This window comes from Gardnerella sp. C0684A1 (assembly GCF_055326835.1).
Genome location: NZ_JBLTSX010000076.1, coordinates 1 through 246, shown reverse-complemented (window position 1 = coordinate 246; position 246 = coordinate 1). Strand labels below are relative to the sequence as shown.

1 protein-coding gene is annotated in these 246 nt (G+C 67.9%); it reads left to right on the top strand.

The annotated features are described in order from the left end of the window. Nucleotides 1–17: 17 nt before the first annotated feature. On the top strand, nt 18–246 hold a 229-nt coding region (locus ACNEUN_RS06390), incomplete at its 3' end, for a contractile injection system protein, VgrG/Pvc8 family (protein WP_463631617.1).

Below are 246 nucleotides of genomic sequence, written 5' to 3'. Positions count from 1 at the left end.
AGATCACGCTGCGGCTGATGCTGGCCGATGGCCGCTATCGCGCCTGGCACGGCTTCGTCGTCGATTGCGCGGCGATGGGCGGCGACGGCGGCCTGGCCCGCTACCGGCTCACCGTCGCACCCTGGCTCGAACGCCTGCGCGGCCGCGTCGACTGCTACGTCTACCAGGACAAGACCGCGCAAGAGATCGTCGAGGAAGTCTTCCGCGACTACCCGGCTGCCAACTTCCAGTTCACCGTCTCGCAAC